Source organism: Mesorhizobium sp. CNPSo 4671, from assembly GCF_057784245.1.
In genome coordinates this window covers 1-5648 of the sequence record NZ_JBWLUW010000045.1, presented here as the reverse complement: position 1 = coordinate 5648, position 5648 = coordinate 1, and the positions used below count along the sequence as shown (strand labels likewise).

At 60.2% G+C, this 5648-nt stretch carries 2 protein-coding genes; both read left to right on the top strand.

The window, feature by feature from the left end; all coding sequences use genetic code 11:
- Positions 1 to 49: 49 nt before the first annotated feature.
- Complete coding sequence (locus AC04SF_RS37175) at positions 50 to 4978, top strand: Ulp1 family isopeptidase (protein WP_488481847.1); 4929 nt, start codon at positions 50 to 52, stop codon at positions 4976 to 4978.
- A gap of 426 nt (positions 4979 to 5404) precedes the next feature.
- Positions 5405 to 5648: hypothetical protein (locus AC04SF_RS37170; RefSeq protein ID WP_488481846.1), on the top strand; the 244-nt coding region annotated here is incomplete at its 3' end.

Sequence of the window (5648 nt, the reverse complement as noted above, 5' to 3'; positions counted from 1 at the left end):
CTTTGAGCGGCAGCTGAGCGAGATCGCCAGTTCCCGTGGCGGCAGAGCAATGCCGGCGGCCTCGACGTTGCAGCCGGTCCAGTCAGCTGGGGTTTTGATAGGGCACAGCAAGGAGCCTCTCTATTCCGAGGATGCTCGCCTTATTTCGGTGCTTGAGAAGGGCCTCCGCCGCGGCAATGCCGCCAACCACACCGCCAACGGCTATGTATACTCTCTTCGCAGCTTCAGCCGCCGGCTCTTCGCAAATAAAAGAGATCCGATTGCTGCTCGGCTCGACGACCAGTCGCTGACCGATGATGCCCGCGAGGCCATCGAAAAGGGTCATAATAAACGACTCCTCTCGGCAATAAACTATCTCCGGGCCTTCCAGTCGACGGGCGGATTCGTGCCGATCACAAGCCGGACTGATCTAATTCCGCACCCCCAGGACGTGGCTCTCATCAAAGAGTACAGAAACGACGCGGGATCGACCCGCAGGGTGTATGCAACTGTTCTTCGCAAATTCAGTGACTACCTGCGTAAGAGCAACAAGCCAGGAATTGCTGGTCGGCTTTCCGGCATGTCGTTGGACGGCGATGTCGAGCGCTATAGGAGAGACGTCGGCGGCAGTGGGAATATCGGTGCCGCACTGGCTAATCTGCGAAAATCGCAGGCAGGCGCTAAAGCGATGGAGCTCGAACGCCATATTCCCCTCGTTCCTGATCCCGGAAACGCGATCCGGATGGAGCCGATGTCCGTCGGCGCCGCTGCGCAGCACAGCGCGTCGCAGGGCGCGAGCAGATGGCCAGATGAGCTGCCTCCCGTAGAAAGCTACGATCAGGATTTGCTTTGGGAGATGATGGACAAACCCGGTCCGTCGTCATCTCTCGAGCCAGCCGCGCGCCATGACCAGTCAACGGATCCCCGAGAGTCCGTTCGCCACTTGAACTGGGGCTACGACTGCCAGCAGTTCCCCGACAAGCCGATGGGTGCATTTGCCAGCAGTAACCTCCTGCCAAGCGAGGAGGTCCTCATCAACGATGAGCGTGACACAGCTGGGTTGCGGCCAGCGAAGAGGCCGAGGACTCTGGACAATCTACACGGTCTTGCCAAGCGGCAGCTGAGCGAGATCGCCAATTCAGGTGGAATTAGAGCAATGCCGGCCGCCTCGACACTGCAACCGTCTCAGACAGCTGGAGTTTTGACAGGGCGGAGCAAGCAGCCTCTTTATTCCGAGGACGTAGGCCTTATTTCGGGCTTTGAGAAGGCCCTCTTCGAGGGTAAGGCCGCCAATCACACCGTCAATGCCTATGTATATTCTCTTCGCAGCTTCGGGCGCTGGCTCTTCGCAAATAACAAAGATCCGATTGCTGCTCGGCTCGACGATCAATCGCTGACCGATGATGCGCGCGAGGCCATGGAAAAGGGTCATCACGGGAGACTCCCTGCGGCAATAGACCATCTCCGGACCTTCCAGGAGAGGGGGCGCGTGCTGATCACAAGCCCCGCTGAGCTAAATCCTCACCCCCAGGATCTGGCTCTCATCAAAGAGTACAGAAACGACGCAGCGACAAGGACCGGCAGGTCTGTCCTTCGCAGTTTCAGCGACTACCTGCGTAGAAATAACAAGCCGGGCATTGCTGGTCGGCTTTCCGGCACGTCATTGGATGGCGATGTCGAGCGCTATCGGAAAGACGGCGGTGATCGGAATATCGGTGCCGCACTGGCTGATCTGCGAAAATCGCAGGCAGGCGCTAAAGCGATGGAGCTCGGGCGCCATATCCTCCCCGTTCCTGATCCCGAAAACGCGCCGCGGATGTCCCTCGGCGCCGCTGCGCAGCAAAGCTGGCCAGAGGAACTGCCTCCTGTAGAAAGCTACGACCAGGATTTGCTTTGGGAGATGATAGACAAATCCGGCCCGTCGTCTCTCGAGCCAGCGGCGCGCCAAGACCAGTCATCAGACTCCGGAGGGTCTATTCGTCACTTGAACGGGGGCTACGACCGCCAGCAGTTCCCCGACAAGCCGATGGATGCACTTGCCAGCAGCAACGTCCTGCCAGGCGAGGAGGTCCTCATCAACGATGAGCGTGACACAGCTGGGTTGCGGCCAGCGAAGAGGCCGAGGCCCCTGGACAATCTACACGGTCTTGCCATTGAGCGGCAGCTGAGCGAGATCGCCAATTCAGGCAGAGCAATGCCGGCGGCCTCGTTGCAGCCGGTCCAGTCAGCTGGTGTTTTGATAGGGCACAGCAAGGAGCCTCTTTATTCCGAGGACGCTCGCCTTATTTCGGGACTTGAGAAGGCATTCCCCAACGGCAACGCCGCCAACCGCACTGCCTACAACTATGTAAATTCTCTTCACAGGTTCGGGCGCTGGCTCTTCGCAAATAACAAAGATCCGATTGCTGCTCGGCTCAACGACCAGTCGCTGACCGATGATGTGCGCGAGGCCATCGAAACGGGTCATAACGGGAGACTCCGTCCGGCAATGGACCATCTCCGGACCTTCCAGTCGACGGGCGGAGTGGTGCCGATCACAGGCCGCGCTGAGCTAAATCCTCACCCCCAGGACGTGGCTCTCATCAAAGAATACAAAAACGAAGCTGCGACAGGGACCCGCAGGGCGTATGCAACTGTTCTTCGCAATTTTACCGACTATCTGCGTGAGAACAACAAGCCGGGCATTGCTGCCCGGCTTTCCGGCACGTCGTTGGACGGCGATGTCGAGCGCTATAGGAAAGACGCCGCGGGCAATCGGAAAATCGGTGCCGCACTGGCTGATCTGCGAAAATCGCAGGCAGGCGCTAAAGCGATGGAGCTCGAGCGCCATAACCTCCCCGTTCCTGATCCCGCAAAAGCGGTCCGGATGGAGCCGATGCCCGTCGGCGGCGCCGCTGCGCAGCACAGTGTGTCGCAGGGTGCGGGCAGGTGGCCAGAGGAGCTGCCTCCTGTGGAAGGCTACGATCAGGATTTGCTTTGGGAGATGATGGACGAACCCGGCCCGTCGTCATCTCTCCAGCCAGCCGAGCGCCTTCAGTCAACTGGAGTTTTGATAGGGCGGAGCAAGCAGCCGCTTTATTCCGAGGACGCTCGCCTTATTTCTGGGGTTGAGAAGGGCCTCCGCCACGGCAATGCCGCCGATGGCACTGCCGACGCCTATGTACATTCTCTTCGCAGCTTCGGGCGCTGGCTCTTTGCAAATAACAAAGATCCGTTTGCTGCCCGGCTCAACGACCAGTCGCTGACCGATGATGCGCGCGAGGCCATCGAAAAGGGTCACCACAAACGACTCCTTACGGCAATAGACCATCTGCGGACCTTCCAGTCGACGGGCGGAGTGGTGCCGATCACAGGCCGCACGGAGTTAACTCCTCACCCCCAGGACGGGGCTCTCATCAAAGAATACAAAAACGAAGCAGGGACATCGACTGGCAGGTTGTATGCATCTCTTCTTCGCAGTTTCAGCGACTATCTGCGTGAGAGCAACAAGCCGGGCATTGCTGCTCGGCTTTCCGGCACGTCATTGGACGGCGATGTCGAGCGCTATAGGAAGGACAGCGGGGGTAGTCGGCATATCCGTGCCGCACTGGCTGATCTGCGAAAATCGCAGGCAGGCGCTAAAGCGATGGAGCTCGAGCGCCATATCCTCCTCGTTTCTGATCCAGCAAAAGCGGTCCGGATGGAGCCGATGCCCGTCGGCAGCGCCGCTGGGCAGCGCAGCGTGTCGCAGGAAGCGGGCAGATGGCGAGATGAGCTGCCTCCTGTGGAAGGCTACGACCAGGATTTGCTTTGGGAGATGATCGACAAACCCGGCCCGTCGTCTCGCGAGCCAGCCGCGCGCCATGACCAGTCTTCGGATCGAGCGTCCATTCGTCCCTTGAACTGGGGCTACGACCCCCAGCAGTTCCCCGACAAGCCGATGGGTGTATTTGCCAGCAGCAACCTCCCGCCAAGCGAGGAGGTCCTCACCAACGATGAGCGTGACACAGCTGGGTTGCGGCCAGCGAAGAGGCCGAGGACCCTGGACAATCCAGACGGCCTTGCCATTGAGCGGCAGCTGAGCGAGATCGCCAATTCAGGCGGTCGCCTGCTGTCGTCGGCGGATCCCGTCCATCAACTGGGTGCATTGCCATCGCAGACGCAGGACATCGTCCAGGTCGGACGGCAAGAACCTGCCGGGTTCGCTTCAACCTGGTCGCCGCAGATGCCGCTCAACTTTGATTGGAGTATGTGGCCGAACCCGGAAGCAGCGCCAGCGCCCGCTGCCAGCGCCCCCCCAGACACCTACCGGGATTTTCCATTGGTTGATCTGACTGCGGCCACGCCGTCTGAATCACGCGACGATGATAATTCCGTGCCGGTGTTTGCAAGCAAATCCTCCGATGCTCAGGTCGGGGCTTTGGGTCCGACCGCCCCGTCTCACGGCCGCGGGCTGGTGCTCCAGGACATGGAATGGCTGGGCGACGAGCATGTCCTGAGGGACTACCAGCTCCTGACGCAAGAGTTGCAGGGGAACAATCCGGGTCTGGCCGCCCGGACGCGGTTCGTGGATCCCCTCATAATCCTTGGCAGCCTGCGCTTGGGCACCGAGAGCGACATGCTACGCGCATTCCAGCGCATCGTTCATGATCACAATGGCGACGACACGGCCGACTTCCTGTTCCTGCCAGTGAACGATGCCAGTGCCAATCGCCGCGGCAGCCATTGGTCGCTGCTGTTCGTTGATCGCCGCGAGCGGGAACGGCCGGTTGCCTATCACTACGACTCGAACGGGAGATACAACGAGGCGCCCGCAGGACAACTCGCAGCGAGGCTGGGCGCGCGCTTGGAGTCACCCCGCATCACCCAACAGCGAAACGGTCATGATTGCGGCGTCTTTGTGGTGGACGGCACGCGCGAGCTGGTTAGGCGATTGGCGCAACCAGGGCAGCCAGTCCAGCTGGACCTCGAAGGGCTCCTTGCCGATCGGCAGGCACTGCAAAACCGACTGAGGGGATGAAGCTTCGCCATGGCGGGATAGCTTAAATTTAGACTGGAGCACCTCACGCCCACGGCCTGGGGCTCAGGTCCGAGAGGCGTGGGAGGCGCACGCCCTGCGAAGGAGCACTCCACCTGACGTGAAAAAGCAGCTGACTCATTTCTTGTGCGAGGAGAAGCAGTATTTGTCTCGGATCTCGATCTATGGGGTCTTGACGGCGAAGCGCGCGGGCACATGCACCACGCTCGAGGCGCGTTGTCGTGATCAGCTTGTCGACAGCTTTCCCATTTAACATAACAGACAGGGTTGGTCGCACTGGAAGAACATCGGCTGCCGATGCTCACGATGCATGCCTGCCGAGGGCTGTTAAAGGGTAGTTTGTTCCTGATTTCCGGCACGTCAAATCCAGCCCAGCCTCGAAGGCCTATTTTTTGAAGGGAGGGACGGTTGGATTTCGCCTCGACGAAGTGGGAGCAGGTAAAGTCGGACAGCGCGGGCCGGCGAGCGAGTTCACCCGCGGTGCCGTCCGCAGATGCGACGACCTTTGAGCGGCAGCTGAGCGAGATCGCCAGTTCCCGTGGCGGCAGAGCAATGCCGGCGGCCTCGACGTTGCAGCCGGTCCAGTCAGCTGGGGTTTTGATAGGGCACAGCAAGGAGCCTCTCTATTCCGAGGATGCTCGCCTTATTTCGG